Source organism: Veillonella sp. R32, assembly GCF_010093125.1.
In the GTDB taxonomy this organism is placed as follows: domain Bacteria; phylum Bacillota; class Negativicutes; order Veillonellales; family Veillonellaceae; genus Veillonella_A.
In genome coordinates this window covers 1-601 of sequence record NZ_NMZQ01000080.1, presented here as the reverse complement: position 1 = coordinate 601, position 601 = coordinate 1, and the positions used below count along the sequence as shown (strand labels likewise).

The window sequence follows — 601 nt, the reverse complement described above, 5'->3', positions numbered from 1 at the left end:
GTGCGATCACCCTGCCGATGGTGGGGGCCACCTCGCTGGCGGTGGCGACCGGTGCGCTGGCGTATGCCTGGTATCAGGGCAACTCAACCCTGTCCGATTTCAACAAAACGCTGGTCCTTTCCGGCAATCAGGCGGGACTGACGGCAGATCGTATGCTGGTCCTGTCCAGAGCCGGGCAGGCGGCAGGGCTGACGTTTAACCAGACCAGCGAGTCACTCAGCGCACTGGTTAAGGCGGGGGTAAGCGGTGAGGCTCAGATTGCGTCCATCAGCCAGAGTGTGGCGCGTTTCTCCTCTGCATCCGGCGTGGAGGTGGACAAGGTCGCTGAAGCCTTCGGGAAGCTGACCACAGACCCGACGTCGGGGCTGACGGCGATGGCTCGCCAGTTCCATAACGTGTCGGCGGAGCAGATTGCGTATGTTGCTCAGTTGCAGCGTTCCGGCGATGAAGCCGGGGCATTGCAGGCGGCGAACGAGGCCGCAACGAAAGGGTTTGATGACCAGACCCGCCGCCTGAAAGAGAACATGGGCACGCTGGAGACCTGGGCAGACAGGACTGCGCGGGCATTCAAATCCATGTGGGATGCGGTGCTGGATATTGG

At 62.2% G+C, this 601-nt stretch carries 1 protein-coding gene; it reads left to right on the top strand.

The window, feature by feature from the left end; translation table 11 throughout:
- On the top strand, positions 1 to 601 hold a 601-nt coding region (locus VER_RS10225), incomplete at both ends, for a phage tail length tape measure family protein (protein ID WP_162100702.1).